This window comes from Acinetobacter sp. LMB-5, from assembly GCF_001541635.1.
GTDB lineage: Bacteria > Pseudomonadota > Gammaproteobacteria > Pseudomonadales > Moraxellaceae > Acinetobacter > Acinetobacter pittii.
Genome location: NZ_LRDR01000035.1, coordinates 1 through 809, shown reverse-complemented (window position 1 = coordinate 809; position 809 = coordinate 1). Strand labels below are relative to the sequence as shown.

Here is an 809-nt window from a genome sequence, read left to right as displayed (position 1 = left end):
GATGGCAGAGGCCGATGAACACACAATATCTGATCCAAGATAAAACCGAACGTTACCAACGAAATGCAGACAACATGCAATGCGTCATACAATTTTTAATACAAGAAACGTACTCCACAATCACCAACTTAATGGTGCTTTTGAATTATCAAAAAAGGCAGCCTCTCGATCGTTTACTGGCAAAACTAAAAGGCTTAGACCTCATCAAAAAGTACGAACTAAAAACGCCAAGAGGGAAGCTTGCATTGTGGGGAGTGACCGACTTAGGCCTTGCGCAAAACCAACAGAAAAGTAATGGCAGAGAGAAGAGTTTTGTACCGTACCGAGTCACGGCCAAGAATGCAGAACATAAAATGAAAGTACAGTTTGTGCAGCTCCAGCTACAAAAAAATGGATGGCGTGATTGGGAAAATGGTAAGCATGAAGATGTACGCAAAAAATATCAGGTAGCACACAAACCGGATGGCTTGGTGAAAAGTCCTTCGGGAGCAAAGATTGCACTCGAACTGATGCAAACAATTCAAACGCCATCACGCTACAGGACCATTTTTAAAGAGCACATACAGGCAAAAAAAGAGGGGTACTGGCATGCAGTCTTTTTCATCGTTGAGAGTAACGAAATGAAAAAGCTGTTAGAGAACCACTTCAACAAAATTGAATACATAAGGTTCAAAGAATCGAAGCACCCATTCGAGTATTATCGTTCAAACCTTTACCGAATCTTCACATTAGAAGAGGTAAAGACCTTACAAGAAACAAGAGACCAAAAGCGGTGAATAAGGTTGTCGCAAGACTCCCCAAATCAGCCC

At 41.7% G+C, this 809-nt stretch carries 1 protein-coding gene; it reads left to right on the top strand.

The genetic code is table 11. The annotated features are described in order from the left end of the window. A partial coding sequence (gene mobC, locus AW165_RS18360) for a MobC family replication-relaxation protein (protein ID WP_212823884.1) occupies window positions 1-776 on the top strand: 776 nt, incomplete at its 5' end. Window positions 777-809 lie beyond the last annotated feature (33 nt).